This window comes from Alcaligenes sp. EGD-AK7 (genome assembly GCF_000465875.3).
GTDB lineage: Bacteria > Pseudomonadota > Gammaproteobacteria > Burkholderiales > Burkholderiaceae_B > Alcaligenes > Alcaligenes phenolicus.
The window spans coordinates 1-657 of record NZ_AVOG02000042.1 but is presented as its reverse complement, the minus strand read 5'-3'; the positions used below and the strand labels follow the sequence as shown (position 1 = coordinate 657).

Here is a 657-nt window from a genome sequence, read left to right as displayed (position 1 = left end):
CAGGGTCGGCTCGGTGTCCAAGGCACGTTGCGCCTGTGCGCGCAGCTCGCTCCACAGGTCGCTGACGGAAAGGTTCGACATGGCAGTTCCTTGAGGGTCGATGACGGGTTGGCCATTGCCTGAACTGTAGCAGTCTGAACAGGCCGTCGGCCGGCGCGTCTCGTATCGGGTCGCGCTCATCGGCTATCCTGTCGGCCTTCGCTGCCGACTCTCAAACGGCAGGCCTGTCGGACGATCGTCATGCTCACCAGTAAATTGCCCAATGTCGGCACGACCATCTTCACCACCATGTCTCAGCTCGCTGCCGACACCGGTGCCTTGAATCTCTCCCAGGGCTTTCCCGACTTCGATGGCCCCGAGGCGTTGCGCGAAGCCCTTACGCGGCACGTCATGGCGGGCCGCAACCAGTACGCCCCGATGGCCGGCCTGCCGGCGCTGCGCGAGCAGGTGGCGGCCAAGGTGGCCGGCCTGTACGGACGACAGGTGGACGTCGCCAGCGAAGTCACCATCACCCCTGGCGCCACCCAGGCGATCTTCTGTGCGATCCAGGCGGTGGTCCGCCCAGGCGACGAGGTGATCGTGTTCGATCCCTGCTACGACAGTTACGAGCCGTCCGTGCAACTGGCCGGGGGCACCTGTATCCACCAGCAGCTGAGC

2 protein-coding genes are annotated in these 657 nt (G+C 65.3%); one reads left to right on the top strand and one right to left on the bottom strand.

Going from position 1 to position 657, the window contains the following annotated elements:
• Positions 1-180: hypothetical protein (locus N879_RS20800; RefSeq protein WP_235484314.1), on the bottom strand; the 180-nt coding region annotated here is incomplete at its 3' end.
• A 60-nt stretch (positions 181-240) separates the two neighbouring features.
• On the opposite strand from N879_RS20800, the gene N879_RS14415 reads away from it, so the two are divergent.
• On the top strand, positions 241-657 hold a 417-nt coding region (locus N879_RS14415), incomplete at its 3' end, for an aminotransferase class I/II-fold pyridoxal phosphate-dependent enzyme (RefSeq protein WP_022983407.1).